The sequence below is a fragment of the Thermoplasmata archaeon genome (assembly GCA_035632695.1).
In the GTDB taxonomy this organism is placed as follows: domain Archaea; phylum Thermoplasmatota; class Thermoplasmata; order RBG-16-68-12; family RBG-16-68-12; genus RBG-16-68-12.
The window spans coordinates 1-1,702 of the sequence record DASQGG010000207.1; the positions used below are offsets into that span (position 1 = coordinate 1).

At 66.0% G+C, this 1,702-nt stretch carries 2 protein-coding genes; both read left to right on the forward strand.

Annotation, left to right across the window (positions count from 1 at the left end):
• The first annotated feature begins 161 nt into the window (after nt 1–161).
• Nucleotides 162–1,253: an ABC transporter ATP-binding protein gene (locus tag VEY12_12930; protein HYM41025.1), complete on the forward strand. Its 1,092-nt coding sequence runs from the start codon at nt 162–164 to the stop codon at nt 1,251–1,253.
• On the forward strand, nt 1,246–1,702 hold a 457-nt coding region (locus VEY12_12935; protein HYM41026.1), incomplete at its 3' end, for a DUF47 family protein. The genes VEY12_12930 and VEY12_12935, both read left to right, overlap by 8 nt.

Sequence of the window (1,702 nt, forward strand, 5' to 3'; positions counted from 1 at the left end):
CGACGTGCCCCCGATGGGCGTCCTGAAAGCGAAGCCCCTCACCGCGAACGCTCGATGGGCCAAGGAGGGCGACCCTGTCTTCGTGACGCTGCCCGCGGAACACATCCTCTTGTTCCCGGTCCCTAAGGGCGGGGTCGCCGCGGCGCTGGAGGTCGAGTGAGGTGCCGCGAATCGAGGCGGTCGACGTCGCGAAGCGCTTCGGCCGCATCACGGCCCTCGACCGAACGAGCCTCACAATCGAGGACGGAGAGTACGTCGCGATCCTGGGGCCGAGCGGCTGCGGGAAGACGACCTTGATCAAGGTTCTCTCGGGAATCTGGCCGCCCACCGAGGGCCGGATTCTCGTGGACGGACGAGACGTCACTTCCTTGCCCGTCGAGGACCGGGACCTCGGTTACGTGTTCCAGAACATCGTCCTGTTCCCTCACATGAATGTGTGGCACAACGCGACGTACGGTCCGTGGGTCCACGACCGCCCGAAGGACGACGTGGACCACGTCGGCCGGGAGGCCCTCGAGCTCGTAGAGATGCTCGAGGATCGGCGCCTGTTCCCGTCGGAACTGAGCACCGGCTCCCAACAGAAAGTCGCCCTCGCCCGGGCGCTCGCGAACCGCGCGAAGGTCTTGATCCTCGATGAGCCCCTTTCCGGACTCGATGCTCGCGTCCGCCTGGACCTCCGGTACGCGCTCCGCCGCGTCGTGAAGGACCTCGGCCTCACGGCGGTCCACGTGACCCACGACCAAGAGGAGGCGATGTCCGTCGCGGACCGCGTCGTCGTCATGCGGAAGGGGCGGATCGTCGAGTCCGGGCCTCCCGAGCGGCTCTATGACCACCCGGGCAGCGTCTTCACCGCGAACTTCGTGGGGGAGAGCAACTTCCTCGAGGGTGCGGTCCGGCGGATCCGGGCGGACTGGGCGTTCGTGGAGTTTCGGAGCGGGTACATCCTGCGCGTGCCCGCCCAAGGGCTTCTGGAGGGCGATCCCGTCGTGCTCGCTGCGCGCCCCGAGTGGCTCACGATCACGAAGGAGGGATTCGGCAACGTCATCCCGGGCCGCATCGAGAGCCGGCTGTTCCTCGGCGCAACGCAGCGCCTCCACGTCAAGCTCTCCACCTACGACACGGTGTCCGTGGACGTGCCCATCTCTCAAAGTCTTAATACCGCCCGGGATGTTCTCGTCTCGTTCCACGAGGCGAACATCCTGGTCTACCCCCGACCGTACGAGGGTCTCCAGGAGGCGTTGAAACTTGAGTGAGAAACCCCAGCTCGAGTGGTTCCGGAACCGGCGCGAGTCCCGCGCCCTCGGAATGGTGCGGGAGCACGTGACCGAGGTGGTGGACGCGGCCGAGGAGCTTGACAACGTCCTCGACGCCGCGGTCCGCGGTCGGCAGGACGAACTCGCCGCGGCGTTCAAACGGCTCCTGATGAACGAGAAGGCCGCGGACAACGCGGAGATCAACCTCGTCGAGGAGCTCAGCCGGGGCGAGTTGCCCGGGAAGGACCGAGAAGACATGATGCGCCTCGTGTCCTCCGTCGACCTGATCGCGGACTGGCTCAAGGTGAGCGGCAAGAACGTCGACCTGCTCCAGGAGACGGGCGTGACGATCCCACCCGAAGTCTGGAGTTCGTTCAAGGAGATGACGAAGAACACGCTGGATTGCGCGCGATCCCTGAAGGCCATGATCGATGTCTACGGACGGGACT